The sequence below is a fragment of the Acinetobacter sp. FY731 genome (assembly GCF_059515905.1).
Genome location: NZ_JCAKNB010000025.1, coordinates 1 through 7,167 on the forward strand (window position 1 = coordinate 1; position 7,167 = coordinate 7,167).

Here is a 7,167-nt window from a genome sequence, read left to right on the forward strand (position 1 = left end):
AAAAGAAAACCCACACTGGGTGGGTTGGATGGAGCTTATTCGATTTAATTTGTAATATTTTCTATATAATTTTCTATTTGTACACCAAGTAATTTATTCTCTGGTTTATCACCTTTCAGGTTAAGAATAATACATTTTTTAATTTCTGAAAACTCTTCAAGAGTTAAATACTCTCGCATACTTAATAGATTTTCATTATTTAGTGATGCAATATATTGTTTATTTGTTGACTTTAATCTTTGGATGATATACTTAAACCAAGATGCTCTTGCTTTAGGATTAATATCAGCGAATAGCCTATTGTCATGCCAAAGGAAGTTAATATTGTGGTTGCTTCCATTAAATAAATTTAACACATCAAAGGCGAGTACACTTGCATTATCAATCCCATCAGAATCAGAGCCATCAACTGCAATCTTTAAGTTGTATCGAATTTGGTTAATACCTGTATTGTTTTCTAAGATGATTCCAGCTGCAGCATCTTCATATAAATGTTCAATAATATCTTTAAAGATTAAATCTTTTTCGTTTAAAGGATTATTTTCAATGAGTTCTAAGGCTCGTCTATCTTCTTTTATCATTAGTTCTTGAATATCAAGTTTTTGTTTATTTAATTGTGTTTCCAAGTTAAGAAAATTATTTACAGTTTCATATGTATTTCTTAAATCTACAAGTTTATTAGCAATAACAGTATATTCGTCAAGTGCACTTTTTCCTTGTAAGTAGTTAACTTTATCTTGTTGGTTTTTTATATTAATTTTATTTTGTAGTGTTAATTCAATGATTTTATTGCTAATTTCAATAAGATCATTTTTTAGTCGAAGGTCTCTATTTTTTGCAATTGTATTATGAAAGTTTTCAACAGCATCAAAGTGTTTAAGTATTTCAGGCTTAAAAATAGATTCTAAACCATTATACATTTTATATAGATCTGATTTTGAAATATCAGGAGTTATTTTTAGTGATTTTTCGATATTAGCTTTATTGAATTCAAGGATAGAAATTTCTTTTTCATTGTTAGAAATTAGATTTTTTAGTGCATTAGCTTCTCGCTCTATTATTTTAAAATCATCAACAATCTCAAAATTTTTCAATTTTTTTTCTAGTAGTTCGATTTCATGAGCTGTTTTATCTAGATGTATTTTTGGATTTTTTCCATTAAGAACTAATGATTTTATTGTGTTGCTATCCTTGAAGGATTTTAGCTCTTGGGTTATTAAGTCAAGTTTAGTTTTTAATTTTTTCTTTGTGATGGCTAAAGATATATCCATTCCTAATAGATGTAAGGAATTCAATAAAGCAACATAATCTTTTTCAGATTCAGTAGACAGAGGGTGATCACAATCTTTTTTTGTTAAGCGAGAAAAACGCTTAATTAAGCTTCGAAATGTTAAATATTCAGAATTTTCAGGAATATAAAAGAAACCTGCATTATTTAAATATTCTCTTAATGTACGAAGATTATATTCATTTTTATTGATAGTTATATGATTACCTATGGTAGATCTAGAAATCACATTCTTATTGTTGTTGAAATCATATTCTAAGGTAAAATGCTTTTTAGGCATTTTAGTTGATATTTTAGGTATTGAATTCTTTGCACCTAAACAATGATGTAGAATCGCTAGACTTAGGGTTTTACCAACTCCATTACTGCCACCATCTTCGGTAGCATTAACAGGATCATCACCCAAAATAATGCTTAATCCGGTTGGATTAAATTTGATTGTTTTGAAACTCTCTAAATCAGATTCAATTTTTATTAAATTCATGAGGATATCTTCTGAATTCGTCCATCAATGTTTAGATTAATAATATTAATTGCAAATAAAATATCTATTGCTAGGATCATTTGTTCAAAATTTATATTACATGGATAGCTTTTTTGTTTAATTTCAACTAAAGCCCACAATTCATCAATTGATATGCTATTGGTCGGGATAATTGAATTAAGAAATCCAGCAATACCAATTAAAGACTCGGAGAATGGAGTGTGCTTATGAGGTAGTAAAGCTGTCAGGATGTTCATAGACGTCACAACTTTCAAAGTATTTAGCCAAAACAATCGAGGAAACAGCCCTATATCCTGCAAGAGTCATTCTATGTATTGGATTGTTTCTGATTTCTGGTGGGATAAGTTCATCTCTAATCCATGCATATTGTAAATCAATCTCATCTTCTTGACCACAAAATAAGAGTTTACTTTGTTCATAAACTTCATGAATGTATGTGCTAATTTCTTGTGAGATACCCCCTTTAACTGAGTCTAAGTAATCATCTATAAGTTGGACTTTTTTTATATTATTTCGAAGCTCATCTGCAATTTGTGGACTTAGATTGTTTAGTAATATTTTCCTTTCAAAATCAGGAACATTGATTTCTAAAAGAGAGAATTTAGAACTATGTGCCTTATCGGCTAAATATATTAATAGGGTATTTATTTCAGAATAATAAAAATTAATATTAACTTCTTCAATATTTGGAACGGCTCCAACAATAATATCTTTTAAGTTGTGCTCTAAGTTATTAAATCTAAGTAATAGTTTTCTTGAATCAAAAGACTCACATAATTCCAAGGCTGTTTCTTGTCTAAATAAATCTAGTTCATTGTTTAAAGGAGCTGGTGAACCCTCAAAACGATCATTTATCACAAAACTATATTTTCTTATATTACTCCACTTTTCTCCCAACTTATGAAAGTCTTGTTTTGCTTTTCTAAAAGCATTAGGTGGATTCCATTGAGTATTTGGTTTAGGAGCATAAACTTGAAAGTAATGTCCATCATCATAAATGTAACCATCATTCCCACCATCGCCCCATTTACCCCATGGTGATATGGATTGAAAACGGTGGTCTGAATAGCTCATTATATCATTGAATAATGACATAAAAGATTCGCCAGATCGCTGTAATACCTGAACTTTGAATAGTAAATTATATATATAGTTTAATTGTACGCTAGACATTATCTTTCCTTGAATATAAAACTATTGCTGGCATGGGCTTTCACTCTATAGCAGGATCTATAGCTCTTATTAAAACCCCACAAAGTGGGGTGGTGTTGCTTAATCAAGACTCAGAATACTTCTCTAAAAACTCATCAATCCATCCTTGAGCCGTTTCAAGGTTGGTGATGTCTGCTAGCTTTAAACTAGTGCCTTCTGCTTCGTTAAATCCCTCTATAATTGCTTCAAAGATATTTAGCTCATTAATGGTCTCATTCGCCATTTCCTTAGCGTCATACCCTTGTTTAGCCTTCTTGAGTGAAGCTATCTGCTTATCAATCCCTGCACTGATTTTTTCTAAAGCTAATTTAAATTCTTGGCGATTAATTGTGAGTGCTGTTTTAGATTTGTTGAGTGTTGCTATCATTATGCTTCCCTTATGTTGGGTTTATGGTTTTACTAATGCAATTTCTAATCGACCAACAAAGTTAATCGAGTTTAATTCCTCATTGGTAATAAACTCATCTGGATATCTTGTCTTGTCAGGATTATCACTTGATAAGCGCACGGTTTTACCACTAGAAAAGCTCACAAAAATCCGCTTCATTCTTAGTTCGTTGTTATGTGTAAACACATAAACATCGCCGTTTTTTAAGTGATCAGGGTCTTTGTCTGATACATCTACAAATAATGGACTATCAGGCGCAACAGTAGGCCACATACTATATTCAGCAGAATAGATAATTCTCAGATTTTCAGGCTTGGTTTGAACCCCCATAATTTTCAAAATATATGGATCTATATCTAGGTATTCACTTACATCCTCTAAGAAGTGTTCAATACCAGAACCACAAGAAGCCTTAATATCTTTATAAACAGGAATTCTTACATTTGTGGATTTTCGCTCGCCGCTTCTGAATTCAATTGGAGCGATTTTTATATCATTATCTACTCTTTGATGTGATCCATTACCAGTAGCTAACCATGTAGCATTAACATTAAGGAACTTGGCAGCCCGTACCAAGTTTTCCCCTTCCATTGTTTTCGACTTCCCTGAAAGCCAATCACTAACAGAAGGTGGCTTAACCCCAACTGCACGCGCAAGCTCTACACCTTTTATTTTTTTAGATGGTAGAACTTCCATTGAGTATCTAAGACGTTCGGCAAGAGTGTTCATACAGCAATCCTTACAATGTTAGGCAATCCTAACATAAATTAAATTAGGTATTCCTATTGATTAAATATAAGGAATGCCTAATAATATTGTTGTTAATTAGGAGAACATTATGAATGACAAGCAATTCATTAAAGCTCTCGGTGGTCCATGTTCTGTGGCTCGAATGCTGGGAATCAAACCTCCATCCGTTTGTGGCTGGGAGAGAATTCCAGAAGATAAAAAAATTCGATTGGCAGTTATTGCTGAAGATATGGGTGTGACCACTCGTAAAGAGCTTTTCCCTGATACATATCAGGAAATCTGGATAGAACTGCGCAGTAAAGCAGTTGCATAGAGGAAAAATTATGAGTCTTGATAAGAAATCCACACATGTTCGTTTATCTCCTGAAATTCATGAACGAGCAAAAACACTTGCTGAAATTAAAGGTAAAGACCTAGCTCAATACTTGGCATTTCTTCTTGAAAAAGAAATCGTGGGTGAGTGGCATGTACTTAATCTACAAGCAAAATCTTTTGAGCGCTTGGGATTAGGAGCTTTAGTAAGGGATTTATCTACAGAGGTGAGCTTTTCAGAGGGATTGGAAGGGATTCATCGGGATTTAGACAAAGAAAAAGCCTGATTAGTGAGATCAGGCTTTTGGTAATTCAAAACTTTAGAAGGCATTGAATATGAAATCAAATTTAGCACAAGAACAACAAAGCTATCAAGCTGAAGTTGTTCGATTTCCAAAACAAGAGCGACAAGCTATGTCGGAGAATAAGTTCGATAAAGGCTATGTGATGTCTAGTCGTCTTTATCGCTATGAAGTACGCCCATTCTTAAGCGATGCGGCTAAAAATGTATATGCGGAGCTAGAGGATCGTATTAATGGCTTTAAAGACAAAGTGACTGATCATGTTAGCTACTCTCAGCTGCAAGGTGGAAAATTACCTGGTTCTAAGAAAATGGGAACAGCTACGGTTAGAAGAGGTTTAAAAGAACTTCTTGATTTTGGTGTGATTTCTATTGTTAGTGAAAGCAGTCGTAAAGGAAATGAATACCAAATCAATGAGATTTCATTGGTTGAGCACTTTCAAAATGAAAGTACCACTTCCAAAAATGAAGCGCTTTCAAAAGTGAAGTGTGAGCACTTTCAAAATGAAAGCGCTAGCACTTCCAAAACTGAAGACACAATAGAATTACTTAATAGAATTAATTATAGAAAAGAAGAAGAGGAAGAACGCACGAATTTTCAAGCGCAAAATCGAACTCTGAATTTCATCGAATATCACACACAAGATCGCATACCAACATCTTTCAAAAACCTTTGTCAAAAATATTCAGTTGAACAAGATTTTGTTGCTCAAGCCAAAGTAAGTTTCCCTAACCACTCTGAACAACAAATTCAGAAAGTTTTATCTGATCTCGCTCAGTGGTCATTGTCAGTAAGTAATTTCATGCCTCAAAAATGGATGAGCATCTGGCTTGATTTCATGAAGCGTGAGCCAACAGCGAAAGAGCAACAGGCAGCACAAAACAAAAAATCATTCTCTGAAAAACAAACTTTAAGCCGTGACGTAAACCAAAAATGGGGTGAAGTTCAGCAATACGCACCTGCAACAGGTGAAGTTGATTTGGAGGGTTTGATATGAATTCTATGGTGTCAGCTATGAATTTTAATGTTCAACCAACGCAAGAGCTTTGCATTGAGCACAACGAGTTGAAAGTAAATCTATTTGGTCGTGTTGTTTGTAAATCATGCGCAAAGGATTTGATTAAGCAAGTCCATATCAAACACGAATCAGAAGTAAATCAATCTGTTCGTGAAAAACACTTTGCAGGAGCAATGCTACCAAGTCGTCATGCTGAGAGTGGGTTTAAAAACTACCAAGTGAAAAATAAAGGGCAAGAAATTGCTTTAACTCAGTGCTCAACATTCGCAAAAGATATTAACAACAGCATGAATCGCAATTTGATCATGGTTGGACGTACTGGAACAGGTAAAACGCATTTGTCGTGTTCAGTGGCTAAAAACGTGCTCAACAAACGTAAATACGCTCGTTATATCACTTCTGAAGATATGGCGAATGAAATTGCCAATGCTTGGAAAAAAGCCGATGACAGTGAAGCTAGTGCGATTCATCGCTTCACTGAATACGATTTATTAATTCTTGATGAATACGGCTTGCATGATCGTCATGAGAACAGATTGCAGTTAGTGCACAAGGTTTTGTACTCACGTTATGACGCAAAAAAAGCAACGATGCTTATTTCAAATATGACGATTGAAGAACTTCAAAAAGATTTAGGTGATCGTCTTTGGTCTCGTTTTCAACATGACGGTTTAACGATTGTTGAATGCAATTGGAATGATTCAAGAGTTGGGGGTGGGGTGTGAGTCAAACATTAGATGATGTTCTTGAATTTGTTTCAAATGCCTCTTACTCAAATTTGAGTGATATAGCGGATGAAATCCAAGAAAGAGGCTATGCATTTGAGTGTTATGAATGTGAAACACATGAATGTGAAGAGCATGATTCATCGGAAGATGTTGAAGATGCTAAGCGGGAACTTTTGCAAAGTCTTGCTCGTAGATTAGATCAATTTGGTTTGGATGACATGCTTGAAGAGCTTAAAAGCGAGTGTGAGCTTGTGGGTGTGAATCTAAAAATTAAGGTTCCAGCATGAAAAAACAACACAGTGCCGTAAAGCAAACAGAAAAAATTGTACATGTTTTAAAAAATGCGATTCAAAGCAAAGGGCGATTTAGCACGATGGATATTGCTGAATGGACAGGTTTATCAAGATTCTCTGCGAATGTAATTTCAAGACAGTTGGTTAAGGAAGGTTATTTAACTGCAGATGGATGCAAGCCATTAGGTTTTAAAGCGACAGATAAGGCGAAGCAATTATTTTGGGTGGCTACATGACAAATCATGACTTAGAAGAAGAACTCTTACAAGAACAATTTCAAGAGAACGAAGCGGATATGGGGGTTGAATGACCAGTATCTCACTCGCTGAATACAAGAAACAATATGGAAATAAGCTTAAATCAAAATGTCC

11 protein-coding genes are annotated in these 7,167 nt (G+C 34.0%); 6 read left to right on the forward strand and 5 right to left on the reverse strand.

The genetic code is table 11. The annotated features are described in order from the left end of the window. Positions 1 to 44: 44 nt before the first annotated feature. The 5 genes from AC5YC8_RS13885 to AC5YC8_RS13905 all read right to left on the reverse strand — a co-directional run bounded on the left by AC5YC8_RS13885 (position 45) and on the right by AC5YC8_RS13905 (position 4,122). Positions 45 to 1,772, reverse strand: a complete 1,728-nt coding sequence (locus AC5YC8_RS13885; RefSeq protein ID WP_496163656.1) for a DUF2326 domain-containing protein — start codon at positions 1,770 to 1,772, stop codon at positions 45 to 47. Then, on the reverse strand, positions 1,769 to 2,029 hold the full coding sequence (locus tag AC5YC8_RS13890) for an ABC-three component system middle component 6 (RefSeq protein ID WP_496163655.1): 261 nt from the start codon (positions 2,027 to 2,029) through the stop codon (positions 1,769 to 1,771). Before AC5YC8_RS13890 ends, AC5YC8_RS13885 begins: the two co-directional genes overlap by 4 nt. Next, positions 1,998 to 2,966, reverse strand: a complete 969-nt coding sequence (locus AC5YC8_RS13895) for an ABC-three component system protein (protein ID WP_496163654.1) — start codon at positions 2,964 to 2,966, stop codon at positions 1,998 to 2,000. The genes AC5YC8_RS13890 and AC5YC8_RS13895 overlap by 32 nt, the downstream gene beginning before the upstream one ends. A gap of 103 nt (positions 2,967 to 3,069) precedes the next feature. After that, entirely contained in the window at positions 3,070 to 3,372 is a 303-nt protein-coding gene (locus AC5YC8_RS13900; protein WP_496164891.1) for a hypothetical protein, read from the reverse strand. A 21-nt stretch (positions 3,373 to 3,393) separates the two neighbouring features. Then, positions 3,394 to 4,122: a LexA family transcriptional regulator gene (locus AC5YC8_RS13905; protein WP_496164892.1), complete on the reverse strand. Its 729-nt coding sequence runs from the start codon at positions 4,120 to 4,122 to the stop codon at positions 3,394 to 3,396. A 109-nt stretch (positions 4,123 to 4,231) separates the two neighbouring features. On the opposite strand from AC5YC8_RS13905, the gene AC5YC8_RS13910 reads away from it, so the two are divergent. From AC5YC8_RS13910 to AC5YC8_RS13935, 6 genes are read left to right on the forward strand one after another with little or no spacing between them, the layout of a single operon-like run. Then, on the forward strand, positions 4,232 to 4,456 hold the full coding sequence (locus AC5YC8_RS13910; protein ID WP_496164893.1) for a Cro/CI family transcriptional regulator: 225 nt from the start codon (positions 4,232 to 4,234) through the stop codon (positions 4,454 to 4,456). Between the two features lie 10 nt (positions 4,457 to 4,466). Beyond that, positions 4,467 to 4,742, forward strand: coding sequence for a hypothetical protein (locus tag AC5YC8_RS13915; protein WP_154771557.1), 276 nt, complete (start codon positions 4,467 to 4,469; stop codon positions 4,740 to 4,742). 49 nt (positions 4,743 to 4,791) lie between these two features. Continuing rightward, positions 4,792 to 5,754: a hypothetical protein gene (locus AC5YC8_RS13920; RefSeq protein ID WP_496164894.1), complete on the forward strand. Its 963-nt coding sequence runs from the start codon at positions 4,792 to 4,794 to the stop codon at positions 5,752 to 5,754. Beyond that, complete coding sequence (locus tag AC5YC8_RS13925) at positions 5,751 to 6,500, forward strand: ATP-binding protein (RefSeq protein ID WP_496164895.1); 750 nt, start codon at positions 5,751 to 5,753, stop codon at positions 6,498 to 6,500. Before AC5YC8_RS13920 ends, AC5YC8_RS13925 begins: the two co-directional genes overlap by 4 nt. After that, complete coding sequence (locus AC5YC8_RS13930) at positions 6,497 to 6,790, forward strand: hypothetical protein (protein ID WP_496164896.1); 294 nt, start codon at positions 6,497 to 6,499, stop codon at positions 6,788 to 6,790. Before AC5YC8_RS13925 ends, AC5YC8_RS13930 begins: the two co-directional genes overlap by 4 nt. Further along, a complete protein-coding gene (locus AC5YC8_RS13935) occupies positions 6,787 to 7,032 on the forward strand; it encodes a hypothetical protein (protein ID WP_496164897.1) in 246 nt (81 codons plus the stop codon). Before AC5YC8_RS13930 ends, AC5YC8_RS13935 begins: the two co-directional genes overlap by 4 nt. Positions 7,033 to 7,167: the final 135 nt, after the last annotated feature.